Genomic DNA, 20,428 nt, shown 5'->3' with positions numbered 1-20,428 from the left:
GTATTATCTCATAATGTAATAATGAATACCAACACCATAGGTGATGGTGGAGAATTGAAAGGTTGTTTTTTTATTTTGCAGACTGCCATAGCCAATCTCAACATTTAAAGCGGTGCTGGGGATTTCCTTTGATGCATACTCTATTCCACACCCAACTCCATAACCGGGAAACGTTTCTTTTATTGTCGACGGCTGCAACGATGTTTGAATTGATGAAAATATGGAGGTCTGTTCCATTGTCCACGATCCAACCATTCCGAAAAGATATGGTTCAACACCATTGGCTTCATTAAAGCGAAAGAGACCGCGAAGCATGATTGACTTCAACTCTATATTTGCCAAAGCAAACAGTCCAACAATTCCCTGGATCGAAGCATGGTTTCCAATATTGAATTTTCCGCTCAATCCGGCCGCAGGATAAATTGCTTGTCCGCCCAAGCCAAACAGACGGTTTTTTGCAGTACCTTCTTTCTCAGGATAAAAATCTTGAGCAGAGAGAGTCGAAACGGAACAGAACAACACGATAAAAAAAGAAAAAGAATATTTACAAGGCATAAAAATTTTCTTCAATGTAGAAAGGAGCAAGGAGAGAAACAACATTATTTCGCAAGCTGTTTCAACACCTTTTTTGCACGTGATTGAATTCCTGCTGATCCGTACGGAAGCATTTGTTCCACAACGAGCGCAATCTCATGCTTCAGATCTGGTTCATTTTTTGCGATGTTGACAAGCACAGTCATAGAGAATGCTTTAACAGCAATCGGAATTTTGAGATTTTGTAAAAAATCAAAACAAAGGATTGCGACCTTTCCCTGATGTTTGCGAGGTATATCGATAAATTGAAGCACGCGGACCACATTACGTTGCACTGCTTGGTGCGCACCCTTTTCCCCCGCACGCCGTACGAGTTTCGAGATCCACGGAACGATTATCTCGGGATATTGGTCTGCGCAGTGGGACATGATCCATGCGCACCGCAATGCGATTCGATCTTCTCCGGCGAGGAGTAAACGCATCAGTTCGGCGAATCGTTGTGCATCATTCCCGATCCACCGGGCAACCTTCACTGCTTGGTGTTTGGAATTTTCTTTCAGAATTTCAGATTCAAGGCTCATAGTGAAAGATTAACCCGCAAGTGCAAATTCAACCGCAGCAGCGGAATGGATCAGTGTTGTGTCGAAGACGGGGAGCGCAACATCGTGTTGTTTTATCAAAAGAGGGATCTCTGTGCATCCGAGAATAATTCCTTCGGCTCCCCGCGAAGCAAGTTGTTCAATAATCGATTGATATCGTTTTTTCGTCGCATCCAAGAAAATATTTTTTCCGAGCTCATCAAAAATTGTGCGGTGGATAAACTCCCGGTCTTCGGGATCAGGAACAAGCACTTCAATATTCTTTGCCGTAAATATTTTTTTGATATAGTCTTTTTCCATTGTGAACCTTGTACCGAGCAATCCGACTTTTTTTGTGATTCCCCGTTTTTGAACGGCTTCAAGGGTAACCTCACCAATATGGATCAAAGGAATCGAAATTCCTTTTCGGACAAAATCTGCGGCAACGTGTGCCGTATTCGCACAGAAAATGATACAATCTGCACCAGAAGTCTGTAATGTTGTAGCCGCCGTAAGAAACTTCTGTTCAACAGCCTCCCAATCGTTACGGTTAATGATTTCGGAAATATCCTGGAAATCGAAAGAATAAAGAAGACATCGAGAAGAATGTGAACCGCCAAGATGTTTGTTCGTCATTTCATTGATTGCTCGATAATAATCGATAGTGGAAATCCACGTTGTGCCGCCGATAAGACCGATTGTTTTCATACGTCAGTTTTCTTTTTTAAAAAATCTCCATCAACAATTAATAATTTTACTCCGTTTCGAGAAACGGAACGATGAGAACTCATTTCATCTGAAACGACATAGGTCATTCCCTGTTTCAATTCAAAGGATGTTCCATTATTTAATTCGCTGATGAAATCACCCTCCAAACAATGGACAATGTGTCCTTTGGTGCACCAATGATCTGCAAGATAACCGGAAGAATATTCAACAATGCGAATTCTGAGTCCGGAAAACAGGAGTGTTTGCCAGAACGCTGATCCGGTTTCCCCTTTATATTCGACTTTGGAGATTGAGGACCAGTCAATCGTTTGAAATGGAATGTTTTGTGTATTCATAAAATTCCGATGAAATAGTTATCTGCAGTAAAGTACCAATTCAATCATACTTAAGCAATTTCGTTTCCACTTCACGCTCAATTTTTGTATTTTGAGACAATTCAATCATTGCCAACACCATTTAATCGACAGCGTTATGGGAAGAATATTCGAAAAACGTAAACATGTTATGTTCGCGCGGTTCAAAAAAATGTCCAAAGCATTTAACCGCATTGGAAAAGATATTGAAATCGCGGTGAAAGCCGGCGGCGTCGATCCGAAAGCAAACTCACACCTGCGTATTGCCATTCAGAACGCGAAAAGCGTGAATATGCCGAAAGATCGGATTGATGCTGCGATCAAACGTGCATCTAATAAAGATACCTCGGGATATTTTGAGATTATTTATGAAGGATATGCTCCCCACGGAATTGCGGTGGTGGTAGAGTGTGCTACGGACAATCAAACGCGGACAGTCTCCAATGTTCGTCATCATTTTAAAAATTACGGCGGGTCAATGGGAAACCCCGGCTCGATCGCCTTCATGTTTGAACGTAAAGGACTGTTCAAAATTCCAATTGAAAAGATTACAGATGTTGATGAATTTGAATTAGAAATGATCGATCATGGATTGGACGATCTGAACGGCGACGAAAAATTTCTATACGTATATACATCGTTTCAAGGATTCGGCTCAATGCAAAAAGCCCTGGAAGAAAAAGGGATTGAACCGGCGAGCACCGAATTACAGTATATTCCTACAACCACAAAAGAGTTAACTCCGGAACAGGCAAAAGAAGTGACTGAGCTGATCGATGCTATGGAAGAGGATGACGATGTGCAGAACGTGTATCACAATATGGTCAGTAATCAGTAATCAGTTTTCAGATGTCAAAAATTATACAGAAAGCGCGTGATACATCAGACGCTTCCTGTATGGATAGCGTCATCACCGAATTTTTTCCGCAATTTATCCACCGCACTCAGTACATGAGTTCGTTTTTCGTCAGACGGAAAGAGGGACATCGGTTCTTCATTTGCTTCTGAAAATTGAGTTAATCCTACTCCCAGTAAACGTATTGACATTTTTCGAATATACGCTTTCAAAAAAATATTTTTTACCGCATCAAACACCACCTTATCGTCATTTGTCGATTCTTTTAGCGTAATATTTCGTGTAATAGTTGAAAAATCGGAGTACCGAAGTTTCAACTTAACAGTCTTTCCCTTCCAACCGTACCGCCGAGTATTATAACAGACGCTTTCGGTCAAATCATATAGATGCTTCAATAATTCATATTTATCGGATATATCTTTTCCAAACGTGTTTTCGTTACTGATGCTTTTCCGTTTCCATTCTACTTCCAACTTATCGCTTCCCAAACCCATTGCTGCTCGATAAAAATATCCGCCATGATCCCCAAGGATTGATTCAAGAACCTGTTTAGGCATCTTTTGAATATCGCGAATGAAATTGATATCGTATTTTCGCAATTCAAGCTCCGTCTTTGTCCCAACACCGGGAATAACATTGATATTGAGAGGTGCAAGAAATTCCTTTTCAAATCCATGCTCAATTGTAACACATCCCTCAGGTTTCACACATCCTGTTGCAATTTTTGAAACCAACTTATTGGATGAAAGTGCGATAGTGCATGGAAGGGAAAAATCTCTTTTCACCAACGCTTGCAGTGTGCGCATCAATCCGGGAAGATCGTTATTGTATAATTTTTCGCAACCGGTAAAATCCATATACATTTCGTCAATGGAAGCCTGTTGAACGATCGGTGCGTAATCACACATAAAATGGTACAAGCGTTTGGAGATTTTTCCATATTCACCATGACTTCCTCGGACAACAATAAGATTCGGGCAGAGATCAAGCGCTTGTCCGGTCGGCATTGCAGAACGGACTCCAAATTTTCGCGCTTCGTATGATGCAGAGGAAACAACACCGCGCCGGCCGGTACCGCCAACCGCGACCGGTTTTCCCAGAAGAGAAGGATCTTTAATTCGTTCTACGGAGACAAAAAAACAATCAAGATCAAGATGGGCGATATATTTTTTTTGTCCTGACATCTCGATAAGATATGTAAGAATGAAAGAAAATAAAAACGAGCAATAATCGAAAAGACAAAGTGTAGCTCTTCTATGAATATATGAATATATTATTTTATTCAACCCTACCACAACCGATGTGCGAAAGATGCATTTTTATGAAATCATTCAAAAAACACCTTTTCCCAATCTTCTTCTTTGCAACGATATTATTTTCATGTGATACAAATTCCGACAGCGCTCCCGCAAATGAACCGCAACAGGGTTATGAATTTTGGCTCACAAACGCTGATAAATCCATGCTATTTCAAAAACAAACGGCAAATCAATCCATCTCCGCAAACGAATCGACACCGGTGATTCAAATTACCAGCACACAGTCATATCAATCAATTGATGGATTTGGATGTGCGCTGACAGGCGGAAGCGCAACATTGCTTCACGCAATGAGCACCACAGCGCGCGCCGGGATCCTCAAAGAATTGTTTGCAACAAATGATAATAATATTGGGATGAGTTATTTACGCATAAGCATTGGTGCCTCAGATCTTGACGATCGAGTCTTTTCGTATAACGATCTAGCAGCGGGACAAACTGATACGGCAATGGCGAATTTTGATCTTGCTCCCGACAGGTTACATTTGATTCCCGTACTGAAAGAGATATTGGCAATTAATCCTGATATCAAAATTCTCGGCTCACCTTGGTCTGCGCCAGTGTGGATGAAAACGAACAACAATTCTATCGGCGGAAGCTTAAAACCGCAGTATTATACCCCCTATGCAAAATATTTCGTGAAATACATTCAACAGATGAAACAAGAAGGAATACGTATTGATGCCATCACCATTCAGAACGAACCGCTGTATGGTGGAAATAATCCAAGCATGGTGATGCAGGCTGGTGATCAAGCTTTATTCATCAGGAACCACCTTGGTCCGGCATTCATTGAAAATAATATTGATACTAAAATAATTGTCTACGACCATAATGCGGACCGCACGGATTATCCCATCACCGTGTTGAATGATACAATGGCACGAAAGTATGTTGACGGATCAGCATTTCATTTATATGGAGGAAACATTACTGATTTGATGGCAGTACACAACGCTCACCCCGACAAAAATCTTTATTTTACCGAACAATGGATTGGTGCTCCAGGAAATTTCCCGGTCGATTTGAAATGGCATGTCGGCACATTGATTATTGGAGGAACACGCAATTGGTGCCGTACGGTGGTGGAATGGAATCTTGCCGCCGATCCTAATCAAAATCCGCACACACCGGGGGGATGTACGCAATGTCTCGGTGCCATAACCATCAGCGGCGATGCTGTCATCCGCAATCCCGCATACTATATTCTTGCCCACGCAGCAAAGTTTGTTCGGCCAGGTTCAGTGCGTATTGAATCAACAATTCCCGGAACACTCATGAATGTTGCATTCCTCCGCACTGATGGAAAAAAAGTGTTGGTTGTTTTGAACAACAGTGCTCAAACGCAGGTGTTTAAGATTAAAGATGATGGGGGAAAAGAAATTGTGTCGATCTTAAAAGCCGGATCAGTTGGGACATATATGTGGTGAGCGGTAAGATGGTAATCGCTAAATTTTTGGCAGACTGTACGAAAAGTGTATAACGTTTTCCGCAACTCCACCGGTTGCTTTGTAAAAATCTAACGCATGTTGGTCTACGACATCTGCCTGCACAAAAATTTCTTTTATTCCCAGCCCCGTACAATATTCTTTGAGCGAAGCGATTAATTGTTTTCCAATCCCCTTTCTTTGATACTCAGTTCTTACAGCAAGATCATAAATATATACTTCACTCGATGGATAATATGTTGAGGAAAGAATGTGTGCAGTCAAACCGCCGACAACGACATTATTTAATAGAGCAGTGTAAAAAATTATTTTTCCATTCGTAAGCAACGTTTGCAAATGGTCTGTATGAGGCATTGAAAAATTGTGCATTTCAAAAACATTTTCATACACTCGTATCAATGCCGTTAAACGGTCTAGATCCTGCTCGTTCAGTTTTTGACATGTTATATTCATTGCGCAATCAAGAAGGCTTGTGAAATTGAATTTCCATCTTAATGTTCGTCCGTTTGTAGTTGCTCTCGGTAAACGGAACTTCGACAAAGCCAAATTTTTTATAGAGATGAATTGCTGATGCCAATGCTGTATTTGAGTAGAGAATAAGTTTTCTTGCGCCAAGTGATTTTGCATTATTGATGCAATGTTCCATCAGTATCGAGCCGATACCAATTCCTTGAACCTTTTTGGTTACCGCCATTTTGCCGAGCTCAAATACTCCCTCTTCATGGAAGTTTAACGCAACCGTGCCGACGATTTCACCCTGGTATTCGGCAAAGAAAATATGGCCGCCTTTGTCAATAATTTCTTTTCTTGGATAGGAAAGGAGGACCTGATCAACCGGTTCAAGAGTAAAATAGTGTTGGAGCCACTCTTCATTCAGACTTTTGAACATTGCGCTCCGTTCATTGGTAAAAGGAATAATGCGGGCATTCATACTTACATCACATTTCCAGAATCATCAAGTCTAATAAAAGGATTATAGGCAATCTCCCACAGATTCCCATCGGGATCGGCGACGTAGCTTGTATATCCTCCCCAAAATGCTTTTTGAGGCGTTTTCAAAACAATAACACCTTTTAATTTCAGGTCGGACACTATATCATCCACCTCTTGCTCCGAACGGACATTGTACGCAAGAGAGAAAGGTCTAAACCCGCTTCCTTTGGATGATACTTCAGCATCATTTGCAAGCTCCTCGCGGGGAAACAGCGACAACATAATGCCGTTCAATTTAAAAAAGACGACATCTCCGCTGCTGCTTGGATCCGGTTTCCAGCCGAAGATCTCTTCATAGAATTTTCTAGAAACCGAAAGATCGGTTACGCCGAGCGTGATGAACGTGAGACGTTGGTCCATAAAGTAATGATAAATGTCTAAATGAGAAACAACCTTACCGGCGCAAAACAAAATCGACTTCCAGCAGATTGTAATCCGTTGTCTTCATTCCAAGTTTATCGTACACCGCCAATGCTTGAGTATTTTGTTTCTCCACATACAAGCGTATGCCGCAGACGGATCCATTATCTTTCGCCAACGCAATAATACGATCATATAACGAACGAAACACTTTTTGCGAACGGAAATCCTTATGCACATACACGCTCTGTATCCACCAGAAGACACCGTTGCGCCAATCGCTCCATTCATACGTGATCATTAATTGACCAACAATCTTTCCATCAGATTCCGCTACCAGATAAAATCCTCGTGATGAATCGTCAAACATTCCATTCACGCCACGAATTGTCCGTTTAAGATCGAGATCAAAATGTTCCGTCTCTTTAGCCAACGCTACATTATATTGAGCAATCGTTTCAGCATCCGAACGTTGTGCGGTTCGTATAGTAATCATATAATTCTGTTAGATATTTTCTGATTCAATCAGAAATCAAAATATAAACCGATGCTGTGAGTGATGGTACGTTGATTATAAAACTGTCCCCGCTCTTCCATTCCAGTTCGATAAGTATATGCTATACGTGCTGCTCGAAACAATTCATTTCTTGTTCGAACACCCAGCTGATAGCTTTGAGTTGAACCATAGTTTACTTCACTTCGGATTTTAATGTCAAACGCGGTGTAAAGTTCAAACGTGTGAAAAAGATGAATATTTCCGCCATCAGCACCAAGTTGAAATAAAAATTGTCCATCGCGTCTTACGTTTACGAGAAACGAATGATTGTAGTATGTGCCGCCATACACAAAGCCCCGTAGAAGTGGGATGTTTTGCACGAGGAAGAATTGGTAATAATCCCGCGCATAATTTAATACATTCGAATTGCCAAGAGTTATAACAGCATCATCAACAAGATGATGGCTGGTGTGTCCCGAACCAAGACGAAGCACAGTTTCATGAGCGACAGGAATATCGAATGTGACATCGGCATAATAATCGGCATTAGTCACTTGATATTTTATTCCCGCATTTGCCAATGTTGTATAAACCGTTCCCGAAACAGTGATGAGACATTCAATTCCACGATATCGCACGATTGCTGCCGGAAACGATCCTCCAAGTCCTGCAAAAAATGCTCCGCTGGAGAGGTGTTTTGCATACGAGAGTCTGTGTTCAGTTCCGCTGGCAGTAAACGAGGGGATAAATTGTTTTTTGGGAATAAAACCGATAACACTACTGTCTTGAGCGGTGAGCAATGAAGAACAAACAAGTAATAAAATGGATAGAAATATTTTCATATCAGTTCAGTAACAATGCTTTTGCGATCGGTTTTTCGCGTTGATAGAACTTCACTCCCGGAGCAGGAAGATGGATCTTATTGATCAGATTTTTAAATATGCCCCAGGTATCACCGTCGGGGAGAATTGCATTGGTGTTCCAATCAAGCGCAATTGCGAACTTATGTTTTTTTAATCCTACATCTTGATAGGAAACATTTTTTGCACCAAGGCCGAACGCTACGTTCAAATATTTCGGCCAATATTTTTGAGTCGGTTCCGGAAGAATATTATGGACATCAACCGACAGCCAATAGATGTGACCGCTATAATCGCTCGCCGGACCCCAGTCCGGATCTTTTTTTCCACCGCTGGCAGATGGATAGTAACTCCACTTATAGTTAAAGTTATTAAGGAATGGATATTTTACCTGGAGCGCAGCGTAAGCCATTCCCGAAGAATTAAAAAGGAGGTCGGAAAAATTAAATGCCCATTTTGAGAATCCATCGCCGAGCTCAATCGCAATGGCGTGAGTTGCAGGAACGGCTATTGCACTCCACAAAGCGGACTCTTCGTCAAAATCGGCCCATTTCATGACATCATATGTGAGATGAAAAATAAGGTACGAAGCATACATGTGACCTAGTTTGTCCACACCATAACTATGGTTGTAGAAATATCCATCGCCCCATATCCGAAACTCATGTTGTTTGTAATAATAGTCGTCTTTCCACCACCATTGAAATTCTAGTGAAACCGCAGCAAGCGACCAGGCAATTGTACCATATGTTGCCACATCTTTGCGGTGGAGATAAAGGAACATCGAATCGCGTTCCATTTGTTGTGCAACTGAATGTTGTGCAAAAGTTATAATTGTTACTGCAAAAAGAATGAATGTTTTCATAGAATTGAAAAATGTACGAAAGAATGGTGAGACATCAAACGGAAGAAACTTCCTTAAACACAAAACCCAAAGCAAAGCAATGGGTTTTGTTATGAACAAAACATCTTCAATTTATGCCGCGGGTGATCGAGGAATTTCGATGATGAATTCGGTTCCTTTACCAATGTCCGATGTGAATGATATAGTTCCGTGATGATGATCGACCACTTTTTTGACTATTGCCAGACCGAGTCCGGTGCCATTCTTTTTTCCAACAGTGATAAATGGTTCGAAGAGTGATTCACGAATCTCAACTGGAATTCCATTACCGTTGTCCTCAACAGTAATTTTTAGAAAATTATCTTTCTCTTCCATGAGTACGCTAATCATTCCACCGTTCGGCATTGCATCTTCGGCGTTATTGATAATATTGTTCAACGCACGGCGGATACGATCTTTATCAACGGTCAATTTACTCACAGAATGACAACTGACAGCAAAACGGATATTGGATTCTTTGAAACGTGCTTCATAATCCTGCTGGAGTGAATCGGCGATCTCTTCGGCAGAGCATTCAATATAACCCAGCTGAAACCCCCCCTTGGAAAAATCGAGTAACTCCTGCATCATATCATCCATTCTACGGATAGCACCGTGAAGTTGTTCGAATTTTTTCGTCCGTTTTTCCGGCTCCATGGCCTGATTTTTTTGCAGGTAATCTGCGATCAACGAAACGGAAGTCATCGGCGTTCGAAAATCGTGCACAATAGAACTCGCCATTTGACCCACAGCAGACATCCGCTCGCTTTTTAACAATTCGCTTTGTACGCGCTGCAAATTTTCCTGCATTTGTTCAAATGCGACAGCAAGTTTGCCGATCTCGTCATTATCGAAATCATCCTTCAATTTATGGTCGAGTTTATTTCCTTTTCCGATTGATTCGGTAATGCCAATCAGTTTTTTCAGTGGACTATTGATGAATTTTCTGAAAACAAAACCATTCAGTACCAAAGAAAGAATGAAAAATCCGGCAAACACATAAAATGATTGTAATGCATTTGCCTCCAAATGTTCCGCTGTTTTTGCAAGGGGTACGGACATCACCGCTGCACCGAGTACGCTTCCGAGTTCTACATTATGGCAGCGCACACATTTTTTTTCTGCCACAAACGGTATTAATGCCTGCATTTCTTCACAGGATTGCAGGAATTTCGGTTTATCGCTGGAAAGATTTGAAATTTGTTTTGTTTCATGAAGGTGCTTATTACAAGTCAAATACCATTTAGGTTCTTTTGTAAGGAAGACCTCGCTGCCGAAATTTTTGTTCAGATCCCATACATCCACTTCGCGGCGGATCAATCGCGTTCTTCGTTCATCATCTTCCAAATAACTTTCATCGAAATGGAGGCTGTCAAGGCGGAACAGAATGTGAATATCTTTAATATCGCCGGATGAGCTGACCTTGCGAAGATAAGTGTCATCAACACTTTCATTGGTCACCATCATGTTTACCAATGCTTCTTTAATCGTGTTTGCCTGCGCAGTAGCAGCATTCTGCACCTGAGACATCATTTGTTCTTGTGTAGTGCTATAGTTGAAATAAGCGATCACCGCCACCGCCACAAAGAAAAGCGGGAAAAAAATGATGGACACTTTTACCGGAAGTGAAAAATTTTTTAACATACGTTCCCCTTAAAGAATATTTACAAACTAATTGTTCCAAGAATTGTGCGTTTTGATGCGCCTGTGACTGAAGGAATATTTGCTGCATTTCCGCACACAGTTTCATTTGCCAGTAACGCGAAACAAAGAGCTTCTTTTGATTCTGAATCAACACCGCAATCATTACTTGTCACAATTGTAGCAGGAAAAAAAAGCTTTTTCAGCGATTCAACAATCATGCTATTATGAGAACCGCCGCCACTGATAATAAGTTCATGCAGTGTGTCTCTCTTTAAACGTTTCCGCAGAAAACGATTATATTGATCAAAGATTGTTAAAGCAGTAAATTCTGTAACGGTTGCAATGATATTTTCCTTTGTCTCTCCACGAGAAATATGGAGAATTTTCTTCACAAAAGTATCACCGAAATCCTCCCGGCCAGTCGATTTAGGCAAGGGAAGATCAAAATAAGGATGTTGGATCAACTGCTTTAACAATGACGGAAGAATATTTCCTCGTGAAGCTACCAAACCGTTTCGGTCGAACTGCCGGCCGAAAAAATGATACATTAATACATCGATAATCATATTTCCCGGCCCCGTATCCAATGCGATAATATCGTGGATTGCGCAGTTCTTTTTTATCAATGTAATATTCGCGATTCCGCCTATGTTGAGTAACGCTCTGTTATATTTCGATGAGCGGAAAGCGACAAAATCAAAAAATGGCACCAGCGGTGCTCCCTGTCCCCCCACAGCCATATCTCCCGTTCGGAAATTTCCCACGGTTATGATACCCGTCAATTTCGCAATTGTGGAAGGGTCACCTATCTGCAACGTCGAATGGATTTTTTTTCCAAAGATATTCTGCGATTTAGGAAGATGATGAATGGTTTGACCGTGAGAGCCGATGAGGTCAATTTGTGCAGGCGAAAGGCCGGCTTTTTTTATTACAGCAAAGACCGCATCAGCAGAAAAATGGGAAATGAGAATGTTCAATGATGAGATTGCATCTACGTTGCCACCACCAGGATGAGAATTTTGCAGCACGTATTCTTTATATCCTTTGGGATAACGGTGTGAATGAAAAGCAATTTGTTTAAACGATGTTGATATACCACTACCACGCACTTTTGCTACTACTGCATCAATGGAATCTATAGAAGTACCAGACATCAATCCAACGATGAATCGCTCTTTTTTTCTTGCAATCTGTTCTATTCGGGTCATAGCTAAACGAAATATTGTAACGGAAGATATAATAAAAACTGATTATATTCTTCTTACAATAATCGTAAAAGGTCAAAACATGATCTCCATCTGGGAAAAACAGTCGTTTCTTCGCTCGGATATCGTGATTGTCGGCGGAGGAATTCTTGGACTTTCAACGGCTTGTTCAATAAAAGAACAGCAACCTGAAAGAACAGTACTTGTATTAGAGAAGGGAATACTTCCTTCCGGTGCCAGTACTAAAAATGCCGGCTTTGCGTGTTTTGGGAGCCTTACAGAACTTGTTTCCGATATGAAATCATTCGGACAATCGCTGATGCTGCAATTAGTGGAAAAGCGGTGGCGGGGGCTTGCGTTGCTGGACCAACGATTGGGAGAAGAAGCGATGGACTTCCAGCATTATGGCGGATTTGAATTATTGACAGAAAATGAACTTGAAGTATATCAGTACATCGATATAATCAATCAATTGTTATTTCCGCTTTTTCAAATGGAAGTGTATCACAGCGTTCCGTCAAAGATTACGGAATTTGGATTTAACAAGGAGATGATTAAAGATATCATTTTCAATCCGTTTGAAGGACAAATTGATACAGGGAAGATGATGAAATCACTCATACGAAAATCATCATCGCTCGGAGTGGAAATGTTGACTGGCACTGAAGTAACGGCGTTGCATTCACATGAAGCTTCTGTTGATATAGAAGTGAAACAAGAAAAAGATAATATCCGGTTCACAGCACGAACCGCGGCAGTGTGCACCAATGCTTTTCTACCAAAGTTATTTCCCAGCATGAATGTTATTCCAGGAAGGGGACAGGTGTTGATTACCAAACCGATTCCGAATCTAAAATTGAAAGGAACATTCCATTACGACGAGGGGTTTTATTATTTTCGTAATTACAACAATAGAGTGCTTTTCGGTGGCGGGAGGAACCTCGACAAAGAAGCGGAAGCAACGACCGATTTTTCTCCCAATAAAAAAATCATTGATGATCTTAAACATAAATTGTCGGAAATTATTCTTCCAAATACTTCTCATGAAATTGATTATACCTGGCAGGGGATTATGGGCTTCGGTCCAACAAAATTTCCCATGATTGAATCTCCACAGCCGAATGTTTATGCAGCTCTTGGGTGCAATGGAATGGGTGTTGCATTAAGTAGTTTGTTGGGAGATGAGCTAGCGGAAAAGATAGTTTTGTCGTTTTGAGACAAGAACATTGTTTAGAACGGTAACGCCCCAAAATATTTATGGATTAACTGTCGTGGTTATTTCAAACCATTAAAAAATAACAGAGCAAAACATCTTAATTACGATGTTATGCAGAGAGGTAAAAGTGGTTTGACGCAGCGCAGAAACAACGGTCATCCTGGGCAAATCCTTCGTAGTTTGAAGGATGCGTCGAAGGATGACTAAACTAACTTAGACTGCGTCTAGATCACCATGATCGTTTTTCTTATTCTGCATAACATGATTTAATTATTAAACTTACTAATTGAGCAACGATTATTGCTTGTTATTTATTTTTCCGATATAATTACAGTTGATACAGAAATAAATCTGTTTCATATTCTCAAACTAAATTTATTTTAATAAATGAAAAATTTATTTTTATTAGTAATCATATTTTCCTCTTTTAGCGCGTTAAGCTGTAAAAATATTGCAAATGAAATAGATAACTTGCAGACGCCTTTTACACCCACAATTAAGATCGTTTCCCCCTCAAATAATGCTATTGTTTTAGATAGTGTAACGATCGAAATTGACGCCTTTGATGATAAAGGAATAATTAAAGTAGAGATATATATTGATAATAAAACAGATAGTTTGAAACCATTACTAATCAAACCATATAAATATATTTTGCTCACCCCCCAAGAACAAGACTCCGGTAAACATTTAGTATACGCGAAAGCATATGATGCAGACGGCAATGTAGCAACGAGTGAAATATTAACAATAAATGTTAAAAAATTCCAATCACCGTCAGAACTTCAGATTACCTCTATCACAAAATTTCAAATAAATTTAAGTTGGAAAGATAACTCTTCAGTCGAAACAGGCTTTGAGGTAGAACAGTCTGCGAATGGTGACAATTTTGTTTTTGTAAAAAATATAGCCGCAAATGAAACAACCGCGACAATTTCTGGAATATATGATTCAACAACAACGTATTCGTTTCGATTAAGAGCTATAACGGCGACCAAAAAATCCGTTTATTCGAACATTTCTAAAAATAATATAACAATTGGAAATTCAGAAATGGTGCTTGTTGTAGGTGGCAAATTTACTATGGGAAGCGAAATTACCTGGATTAACGGAGCAAGCCCTTCGCATTCTGTCACACTCTCGGATTTTTATATTAATTCTTCAGAGGTGACATGGGGAACATGGGACACAGTATATCAATGGGGAAAAAATAATGGGTACACTGATCTACCAATAGGACAAAAAGGATATTCAAATGGCAACGCACTGCACCCTGTGACAATGGTAAGTTGGTATGATGCTATAAAGTGGTGCAATGCTCGTTCCCAAAAAGAAGGATTGACTCCTGTATACTACGTCAACTCCAATTTTACATCAATAAATATTTTTAAAACAGGACAAATAAATATAACAGCTTCAATGATAAATTTAAATGCAAATGGTTACCGTTTACCAACTGAAGCGGAATGGGAATATGCTGCACAAGGAGGCGCTAAACGACACAATCCCTCATTCATGTATAGCGGAAGCAATGCTGTCGACAGTGTTGCCTGGTATAGTGCAAATGCTGGCGGGAATACGCATATCGTAAGAACAAAAGCTCCAAATGAATTAGGTTTATATGATATGAGTGGAAATGTATTGGAATTATGTTGGGACTGGAGTGGTTTATATAATATTGCTGCGCAAATAAATCCGACTGGACCAACTTCTGGAACCGTTCGAATAATTCGCAGTGGTGCTACTCATCATGATTATGCTCATAGTCATATAGCTAATCGGAATACAGTTAATCCCGGAATTCGCGATGGTGATTTGGGTTTTCGTGTTTGTAGGACAAAATAGAGATCTTACGCGAATGGATAATGATATAAATAAATTTTTGTTAGGTTATTTACACACCGCTTTGAATACCCGCAAATAGTTTTCTCCCAAAATTTTTCGCACGTCCATGGATGAGTATCCTTTTCGCAGAAGCGCCATCGTCAGATTCTGCAGTTTGGATACATTTTCCAAGCCGACGGGGGCTGTAATCCCTCCATCATAATCCGAACCGATCGCCACATGGTCGATCCCGACAAGATTCTTGATATAGTCGATATGTTTAATGACGGTATCAATTGTTACGCTTGCCGCGGGTGATGATGAGATGAACGATGTATAAAATACCACACCGACCACGCCTCCACCGTTGGCAATAGCTTTAATCTGAGTATCCGTTAAATTGCGAGTATGATTTCGCAATGCACGAGCCCCCGAATGACTGGCAATAATCGGATTTTTTGTTACCACAAGAATATCTTCAATTGTTTTTATTCCGGTGTGTGAAACATCAATGATCATACCGAGCGAATCCATCGTACGAATCACTTGTTTACCGAAGTCTGATAATCCTTTTGTTGCCGATTGGGCATCTGCCGCCGAAGTAGCCCACGATGTGCTGTTGTTCCATGTAATTGTTAGATATCGAGCACCAAGATTGTACAGCGCAATTAATTTATTCAAATCTTCCTCGATCGCAATTCCTCCTTCAACACAAAGAACAGCGGCAATTTTCCCAGCAGTATTTACAGACTGAATTTCGGAGACAGAAGATGCTCTTGCGATCTTTGATGCATTTCTACCGAATTGTGCCATACAGGTATCATACATCTCTTTTGTCCGCAAATAGGCTGTTGTTGGATAATCGCTTGGATCCGGCCAAAGCACAATCATTTGTGCATCGATTCCGCCGTCAAAAAATCTTGGAATATCGCTTTGATTGGATGTATGTCGGGTACCAATCTGATATCCATTAACCATCAATTCTGCTACGTCATTATGAAGATCGAAAACAAATGCGCGTCGATGAACAGTGATGATCGAGAAATCTATTCCTGTACTACTTACTTCAGGAACGGTAATGGAATCTTGTTCATACCCTAATTTGTAGATTTTGATTTTGTAGTCACTTGCTTGTTTCTTTTGCAATGAAGCTGCATACCCACCCACTAAATAAACATCTCCGAGACCGTTACCGCTTCCTCCATCCAATTGAAGCATTTTCTTTGTGATTGATCGTCCGTTATATTGTATTGTGTAAAACAATGTTCCCGCCGCACCTTTCCCGCTCCATCGAATACTATATTCACCGGCTATAAGTGTGAATGTTTTTGCATCAATCAATTGACCGAGGATGTTGTGAACCGATAGAGATACCGATCCGTTTCCTGGAATTGAAAATGAAATGGTCGTAGATGGATTGAACGGATTTGGAAAATTTTGAGGCACTTGAAAGGAGAGAGGAACAGAAGTTGAATGATCGATGCCATTGGTTTGAAACGTATATGACCATTTTCCCGTTACGGTTGAATATACTGTGTATTTTTTTACTGGATCGGAGGTTAGAGAAATTTCGAGCCGGGCAGAATCCACCGGGGATTTTGAGTATGAATCAACGACTATTCCTCCAATTGTGACTGTTTGGGCAGAAACAACAGTGCAGGTGAAACAAAAAAACATTATTTGAAGTGAAAAGCATGGTGTACGCATATGTTTTTGCTACAGAAGAACAGTCCTTTGGGACAATGGTATCGAAATAGTGCTGGAGTAGCAATATCAAAAGTAAGGGAATTTTTGTACACTCAATATATCATACGTAAAAATGGATAATACAATGAAACAACAATCTCTGCTCTTAGGAGCCCATATGTCAATCGCCGGAGGCGTACATACGTCTGTTGACCGTGCAATTTCGATTGGCTGCACCGCATTGCAGGTGTTTACAAAAAACAATAATCAGTGGAATGGAAAACCGTTCACGGAAGAAGATATTACGCAGTATAAAAAGAAAATTTCTGCGGCCGGTATTGCACCAGTGGTCTCACACGATTCCTATCTGATTAATCTGTGTGCAACCAATCCAGACATTCTAAAAAAATCTCGCGAAGCATTCATCGATGAACTGGAGCGATGCGAACAGTTAGGAATACAATTATTGAATTTTCATCCCGGTTCTCACCTTGGACTCGGAGATGAAGAGGGGATAAAAGGGATCTGCGAAAGTTTGAATATTGCTCACGATGCAACGAAAGGTTTTAAAGTAAAAAGTGTTTTGGAAGCAACTGCGGGGCAGGGGACTAATGTCGGTTATAAGTTCGAGCATCTTCGCGCAATCATTGACGGGGTTGCTCATCCCGAACGAATGGCTATTTGCATCGACACCTGTCACATCTTTGCAGCTGGATACGACATCTCAACTGAAAAAGGATATGAAGAAACATTCATTCTGTTTGACGAGATTGTGGGGTTGGATCGGCTTGTTGCATTTCACATCAATGATTCAAAGAAAGGACTCGGCTCACACGTTGATCGCCACGAGCACATTGGCAAAGGCGCCATCGGACTGACAGGATTTCGATTATTGATGAATGATGATCGGTTTGCCCACATTCCAAAGATTTTGGAGACACCAAAGAGCAACGATCTGCATGAAGATGTGGAGAATATGACTCTGTTGAAGAGTTTGTTGAAAGATTGATGACAGAGAACATTACACTCTCGTTCCCAAATTGAGTTTAGGAACGAGTGAATAAAAAGTGAAAAACTTACATCATTTGAAATACTACTACAGCAAGTAACGCACCAATAATCGGAGCGATCACCGGTATCCACGCATATCCCCAATCGCTGTCCCGTTTGTTGGCAATCGGCAATATAAAATGCATAATGCGCGGACCTAAATCTCTTGCCGGATTAATAGCATATCCAGTTGGACCGCCAAGTGATAATCCGATGCCAAGCACTAATAACGCTACAGGGAGAGCATCCAACGCACCCAAACTGCTTTGCGGAGCAACAATATGCAGCACACCAGATACCAGCACAAACGTTCCGATAACTTCTGTTAAAAAATTATAAAACGGATTTCGAATTGCTGGACCAGTACAAAAGACTGCCAATTGTAGGTCTTTATTTTCTGTTGCATCAAAATGCTGCTTGTAAGAAAGCCAAACCAAAAATGCGCCAAACATTGCGCCCAGCATTTGCGCTAGTATATACATCGGAACTATATTCCAAGATACTTTTTGAGCGAATGCGAGCGCAATAGTGACGGCAGGATTAATATGTGCACCGCTAACCGCGGCAACGGAATATACACCGACAAACACTCCCATTGCCCATCCAAAGGTGATGACGATCCATCCGCCGCCGTTTCCTTTAGTTTTGTTCAGTACAACATTTGCTACAACGCCGTCTCCTAAAATAATAAGAAGCGCCGTGCCGATAAATTCTCCAAGAAAGGGTGTCATAATATGTATGAGTTGGTGAGTAGAATAGGAAATTAGTCGATCATGTTTCAAAATGATTGTTTGGGAAGATACTGTTTTGCGACACTCGTAAATTCTTCAACTTGTCGCTGGATCCATTGTTCATCCTTCTGCATTTCATCAGCCAGCAGCGCTGCTACAACCGGAGCGGATTCAATTGCCGCTTTTGCATCAAGCAGCAACGCCCGTGTCCTTCGGCTCAACGCATCTTCCACCGTCATGCACATCTCGTTTCGTACCGCCCAGATAAACTCTGCCTTTACAAATGGTAACGAAGGATGAATTATTTTTCTCAGAGTCGGATCAACCGTTATTAATGTGTGAATCAATTTTTCATCGTAGCCATAATAATAGAGCGGCGTGTTAAAATCAACTTCAATCTTCCAGCCATGAATTTTTAAGTGATGTGTGGTGCACGGTTTTTCCTCAGCACCGAAATGATTTAAAGTAATATGCAGAACATCTTCGGACATTTTTCTATACGTTGTCCACTTTCCACCGACCACGCTCACGAGATTGGAATCCGAAATAGAAATATGATGTTCCCGTGATAACGCTGCTGTTGATTCTGCCTCCTCTTTGACAAGAGGACGTAAACCAGCAAAAATACTGCGGATATCATGCTGCAGCGGTTTTTTTGTCAAATATTTTCCGATGTGGTGCATGACGAAATCAACTTCGTCGTTCAATGCTACAGGTTCCGCAGAAACAGTTTCAATAAGGGTGTCGGTTGTACCAATAATTGTTTTATTATGCCATGGAACAGCAAAGAGGACACGGTTATCATCGGTGTGCGGAATCATGATAGCGGTGGCGGAAGGGAGGAATTCTCGATCAACAACGACGTGAATTCCCTGACTGAGTGTAACAATAGATTGAGCATTGACATTGTCCATTTTTAAAATGGAATCGGCAAATACACCCGTCGCATTAATCACCATTTTTGCCTTTACTTCATAAGATCTCTGTTCAATGTAGTCAGTAATTGCTACGCCGCAGATTTTCCCGTTCACTTTCAATAGCTGTTCAACGCTCATATAGTTGACAAGAACAGCGCCATGTTCTGCGGCAGTCATTGCAAGATGAATTGCCAACCGTGCATCGTCGAATTGTCCATCATAATAAAGAACGCCCCCTTGCAATCCATCTGTTTGTAATGTTGGTGCACATTGGAGCGTTTCTTCAATCGACAACATTTGCGTGTTTCCGAATCCCAAATCTCCCGCAAGCCAGTCATATGCTTTCAGTCCCACACCGTAAAATGGAGTTTCCCACCAGGTATAATTCGGAATAACGAACGATTGTTTTTTGACCAGGTGAGGAGCATTCTGCAGCAGCAAACCACGTTCTTTTAACGCTTCTTTTACTAATGGAATATTTCCTTGACGAAGATACCGGACGCCGCCATGCACCAGTTTAGTGCTGCGCGATGATGTTCCTTTGGCAAAATCATGTTTCTCTACCAGCAGCGTCGACAATCCGCGTGATGCTGCATCAACCGCAATGCCTAAACCTGTCGCCCCTCCGCCGATGATACAGAGATCCCACTCTTTCTCGGATTGAATCCGGGAGATCATGTATTGACGATTAAAAGGATTTTTATTCACGGTACTTTTAATAAAGTCAGGATGCCCAGGCAATTGCC

The 20,428-nt window shown here is 41.0% G+C and carries 21 protein-coding genes; 5 read left to right on the top strand and 16 right to left on the bottom strand.

Features of this window, described 5'->3' with window-relative positions:
- Window positions 1-3: 3 nt before the first annotated feature.
- Genes WDA22_11920 through WDA22_11905 form a run of 4 tightly spaced genes read right to left on the bottom strand, consistent with a single transcriptional unit; the run spans window position 4 to window position 2,176 of the window.
- Window positions 4-555 carry an outer membrane beta-barrel protein gene (locus tag WDA22_11920; GenBank protein ID MFA5834171.1) on the bottom strand — a complete coding sequence of 184 codons (552 nt, stop codon included), beginning with the start codon at window positions 553-555 and terminating at the stop codon, window positions 4-6.
- Between the two features lie 44 nt (window positions 556-599).
- Window positions 600-1,115 carry a hypothetical protein gene (locus WDA22_11915; protein ID MFA5834170.1) on the bottom strand — a complete coding sequence of 172 codons (516 nt, stop codon included), beginning with the start codon at window positions 1,113-1,115 and terminating at the stop codon, window positions 600-602.
- A gap of 9 nt (window positions 1,116-1,124) precedes the next feature.
- Window positions 1,125-1,820: an aspartate/glutamate racemase family protein gene (locus WDA22_11910; GenBank protein MFA5834169.1), complete on the bottom strand. Its 696-nt coding sequence runs from the start codon at window positions 1,818-1,820 to the stop codon at window positions 1,125-1,127.
- On the bottom strand, window positions 1,817-2,176 hold the full coding sequence (locus WDA22_11905) for a DHCW motif cupin fold protein (protein MFA5834168.1): 360 nt from the start codon (window positions 2,174-2,176) through the stop codon (window positions 1,817-1,819). Before WDA22_11905 ends, WDA22_11910 begins: the two co-directional genes overlap by 4 nt.
- Window positions 2,177-2,312: 136 nt before the next feature.
- On the opposite strand from WDA22_11905, the gene WDA22_11900 reads away from it, so the two are divergent.
- The gene (locus WDA22_11900) at window positions 2,313-3,032 is read left to right on the top strand and encodes a YebC/PmpR family DNA-binding transcriptional regulator (GenBank protein MFA5834167.1); all 720 of its coding nucleotides are present in this window, start codon (window positions 2,313-2,315) and stop codon (window positions 3,030-3,032) included.
- Between the two features lie 44 nt (window positions 3,033-3,076).
- Here WDA22_11900 and dinB read toward each other — a convergent pair whose 3' ends face one another.
- A complete protein-coding gene (dinB, locus tag WDA22_11895) occupies window positions 3,077-4,234 on the bottom strand; it encodes a DNA polymerase IV (GenBank protein MFA5834166.1) in 1,158 nt (385 codons plus the stop codon).
- A 137-nt stretch (window positions 4,235-4,371) separates the two neighbouring features.
- Between dinB and WDA22_11890 the strand changes: the two genes are divergently transcribed.
- The gene (locus WDA22_11890; GenBank protein ID MFA5834165.1) at window positions 4,372-5,799 is read left to right on the top strand and encodes a glycoside hydrolase family 30 beta sandwich domain-containing protein; all 1,428 of its coding nucleotides are present in this window, start codon (window positions 4,372-4,374) and stop codon (window positions 5,797-5,799) included.
- 18 nt (window positions 5,800-5,817) lie between these two features.
- Here the strand turns inward: WDA22_11890 and WDA22_11885 are convergent, their stop codons facing one another.
- The 8 genes from WDA22_11885 to WDA22_11850 all read right to left on the bottom strand — a co-directional run bounded on the left by WDA22_11885 (window position 5,818) and on the right by WDA22_11850 (window position 12,261).
- Window positions 5,818-6,270: a GNAT family N-acetyltransferase gene (locus tag WDA22_11885; protein MFA5834164.1), complete on the bottom strand. Its 453-nt coding sequence runs from the start codon at window positions 6,268-6,270 to the stop codon at window positions 5,818-5,820.
- Window positions 6,271-6,277: 7 nt separating this feature from the next.
- Complete coding sequence (locus tag WDA22_11880) at window positions 6,278-6,748, bottom strand: GNAT family N-acetyltransferase (GenBank protein ID MFA5834163.1); 471 nt, start codon at window positions 6,746-6,748, stop codon at window positions 6,278-6,280.
- Window positions 6,749-6,750: 2 nt separating this feature from the next.
- Window positions 6,751-7,170: a VOC family protein gene (locus WDA22_11875; GenBank protein ID MFA5834162.1), complete on the bottom strand. Its 420-nt coding sequence runs from the start codon at window positions 7,168-7,170 to the stop codon at window positions 6,751-6,753.
- 34 nt (window positions 7,171-7,204) lie between these two features.
- Window positions 7,205-7,666: a GNAT family N-acetyltransferase gene (locus tag WDA22_11870; protein ID MFA5834161.1), complete on the bottom strand. Its 462-nt coding sequence runs from the start codon at window positions 7,664-7,666 to the stop codon at window positions 7,205-7,207.
- Between the two features lie 29 nt (window positions 7,667-7,695).
- Window positions 7,696-8,508: a hypothetical protein gene (locus tag WDA22_11865; GenBank protein MFA5834160.1), complete on the bottom strand. Its 813-nt coding sequence runs from the start codon at window positions 8,506-8,508 to the stop codon at window positions 7,696-7,698.
- Window position 8,509: 1 nt separating this feature from the next.
- Window positions 8,510-9,391 carry a DUF2279 domain-containing protein gene (locus tag WDA22_11860; protein MFA5834159.1) on the bottom strand — a complete coding sequence of 294 codons (882 nt, stop codon included), beginning with the start codon at window positions 9,389-9,391 and terminating at the stop codon, window positions 8,510-8,512.
- 111 nt (window positions 9,392-9,502) lie between these two features.
- Window positions 9,503-11,053 carry a HAMP domain-containing sensor histidine kinase gene (locus WDA22_11855; GenBank protein ID MFA5834158.1) on the bottom strand — a complete coding sequence of 517 codons (1,551 nt, stop codon included), beginning with the start codon at window positions 11,051-11,053 and terminating at the stop codon, window positions 9,503-9,505.
- Window positions 11,054-11,073: 20 nt separating this feature from the next.
- On the bottom strand, window positions 11,074-12,261 hold the full coding sequence (locus WDA22_11850; GenBank protein ID MFA5834157.1) for an anhydro-N-acetylmuramic acid kinase: 1,188 nt from the start codon (window positions 12,259-12,261) through the stop codon (window positions 11,074-11,076).
- 79 nt (window positions 12,262-12,340) lie between these two features.
- Between WDA22_11850 and WDA22_11845 the strand changes: the two genes are divergently transcribed.
- Complete coding sequence (locus tag WDA22_11845) at window positions 12,341-13,474, top strand: FAD-dependent oxidoreductase (protein MFA5834156.1); 1,134 nt, start codon at window positions 12,341-12,343, stop codon at window positions 13,472-13,474.
- Between the two features lie 387 nt (window positions 13,475-13,861).
- Complete coding sequence (locus WDA22_11840) at window positions 13,862-15,319, top strand: SUMF1/EgtB/PvdO family nonheme iron enzyme (GenBank protein ID MFA5834155.1); 1,458 nt, start codon at window positions 13,862-13,864, stop codon at window positions 15,317-15,319.
- A 45-nt stretch (window positions 15,320-15,364) separates the two neighbouring features.
- On the opposite strand, the gene WDA22_11835 is transcribed toward WDA22_11840, so the two are convergent.
- Complete coding sequence (locus tag WDA22_11835) at window positions 15,365-17,005, bottom strand: membrane dipeptidase (GenBank protein MFA5834154.1); 1,641 nt, start codon at window positions 17,003-17,005, stop codon at window positions 15,365-15,367.
- A 124-nt stretch (window positions 17,006-17,129) separates the two neighbouring features.
- Between WDA22_11835 and nfo the strand changes: the two genes are divergently transcribed.
- On the top strand, window positions 17,130-17,993 hold the full coding sequence (gene nfo / locus WDA22_11830) for a deoxyribonuclease IV (GenBank protein ID MFA5834153.1): 864 nt from the start codon (window positions 17,130-17,132) through the stop codon (window positions 17,991-17,993).
- Window positions 17,994-18,060: 67 nt separating this feature from the next.
- On the opposite strand, the gene WDA22_11825 is transcribed toward nfo, so the two are convergent.
- Window positions 18,061-18,765 (bottom strand): MIP/aquaporin family protein, encoded by a 705-nt coding sequence (locus WDA22_11825; GenBank protein MFA5834152.1) that lies wholly within the window; start codon window positions 18,763-18,765, stop codon window positions 18,061-18,063.
- A gap of 47 nt (window positions 18,766-18,812) precedes the next feature.
- Entirely contained in the window at window positions 18,813-20,360 is a 1,548-nt protein-coding gene (locus WDA22_11820) for a glycerol-3-phosphate dehydrogenase/oxidase (GenBank protein MFA5834151.1), read from the bottom strand.
- Window positions 20,361-20,428 lie beyond the last annotated feature (68 nt).

The sequence above is a fragment of the Bacteroidota bacterium genome, from assembly GCA_041658205.1.
GTDB lineage: Bacteria > Bacteroidota > Ignavibacteria > UBA10030 > UBA8401 > UBA8401.
This window is presented reverse-complemented; position numbering and strand designations above follow the sequence as displayed.

Bases quoted from the DNA above. Each gene is read 5' to 3' on its own strand.
- WDA22_11900 (MFA5834167.1), top strand. From the start codon at position 2,313: ATGGGAAGAATATTCGAAAAACGTAAACATGTTATGTTCGCGCGGTTC.
- WDA22_11820 (MFA5834151.1), bottom strand. From the start codon at position 20,360: ATGATCTCCCGGATTCAATCCGAGAAAGAGTGGGATCTCTGTATCATC.
- WDA22_11915 (MFA5834170.1), bottom strand. From the start codon at position 1,115: ATGAGCCTTGAATCTGAAATTCTGAAAGAAAATTCCAAACACCAAGCA.
- WDA22_11880 (MFA5834163.1), bottom strand. From the start codon at position 6,748: ATGAATGCCCGCATTATTCCTTTTACCAATGAACGGAGCGCAATGTTC.
- WDA22_11835 (MFA5834154.1), bottom strand. From the start codon at position 17,005: ATGCGTACACCATGCTTTTCACTTCAAATAATGTTTTTTTGTTTCACC.
- WDA22_11885 (MFA5834164.1), bottom strand. From the start codon at position 6,270: ATGAATATAACATGTCAAAAACTGAACGAGCAGGATCTAGACCGTTTA.
- WDA22_11910 (MFA5834169.1), bottom strand. From the start codon at position 1,820: ATGAAAACAATCGGTCTTATCGGCGGCACAACGTGGATTTCCACTATC.
- WDA22_11905 (MFA5834168.1), bottom strand. From the start codon at position 2,176: ATGAATACACAAAACATTCCATTTCAAACGATTGACTGGTCCTCAATC.
- WDA22_11855 (MFA5834158.1), bottom strand. From the start codon at position 11,053: ATGTTAAAAAATTTTTCACTTCCGGTAAAAGTGTCCATCATTTTTTTC.
- WDA22_11890 (MFA5834165.1), top strand. From the start codon at position 4,372: ATGAAATCATTCAAAAAACACCTTTTCCCAATCTTCTTCTTTGCAACG.
- WDA22_11920 (MFA5834171.1), bottom strand. From the start codon at position 555: ATGCCTTGTAAATATTCTTTTTCTTTTTTTATCGTGTTGTTCTGTTCC.
- dinB (MFA5834166.1), bottom strand. From the start codon at position 4,234: ATGTCAGGACAAAAAAAATATATCGCCCATCTTGATCTTGATTGTTTT.
- WDA22_11875 (MFA5834162.1), bottom strand. From the start codon at position 7,170: ATGGACCAACGTCTCACGTTCATCACGCTCGGCGTAACCGATCTTTCG.
- WDA22_11850 (MFA5834157.1), bottom strand. From the start codon at position 12,261: ATGACCCGAATAGAACAGATTGCAAGAAAAAAAGAGCGATTCATCGTT.
- WDA22_11860 (MFA5834159.1), bottom strand. From the start codon at position 9,391: ATGAAAACATTCATTCTTTTTGCAGTAACAATTATAACTTTTGCACAA.
- WDA22_11825 (MFA5834152.1), bottom strand. From the start codon at position 18,765: ATGACACCCTTTCTTGGAGAATTTATCGGCACGGCGCTTCTTATTATT.
- nfo (MFA5834153.1), top strand. From the start codon at position 17,130: ATGAAACAACAATCTCTGCTCTTAGGAGCCCATATGTCAATCGCCGGA.
- WDA22_11865 (MFA5834160.1), bottom strand. From the start codon at position 8,508: ATGAAAATATTTCTATCCATTTTATTACTTGTTTGTTCTTCATTGCTC.
- WDA22_11870 (MFA5834161.1), bottom strand. From the start codon at position 7,666: ATGATTACTATACGAACCGCACAACGTTCGGATGCTGAAACGATTGCT.
- WDA22_11845 (MFA5834156.1), top strand. From the start codon at position 12,341: ATGATCTCCATCTGGGAAAAACAGTCGTTTCTTCGCTCGGATATCGTG.
- WDA22_11840 (MFA5834155.1), top strand. From the start codon at position 13,862: ATGAAAAATTTATTTTTATTAGTAATCATATTTTCCTCTTTTAGCGCG.